General features: G+C 51.1%; 1 pseudogene. It reads right to left on the reverse strand.

The features are described from left to right. Positions 1-274 (reverse strand): annotated as a pseudogene (locus tag AC6CHQ_RS16415) (hypothetical protein); the annotation flags it as partial.

The raw sequence follows: 274 nt of genomic DNA on the forward strand, positions 1-274 counted from the left end.
CGGAGGTGCTCGTAGGCAGAAACCCATGCTTCGGTCTTTCCGTTCTTTTTCTCCTTTGAGTCCCTTGCCAGGGAAGAGGCGATATCACGGAAGTCATTTGCGCTTACTAAGTTCAATAGCCTGGCCTTCTCAAGTGCCTCGTCCACATAAGGCAAGTGTGCGCGGATGGCGTCTTCCATCCGTTCGAACTGAGCTGAAAGATAACGCGGATACTTCTTCCTTAACTCATCGAGATACCAGCCGATCAGTTCCTTGTCCGCAAAGGCTTCCGTAA

Source organism: Bhargavaea sp. GQ12, assembly GCF_059758705.1.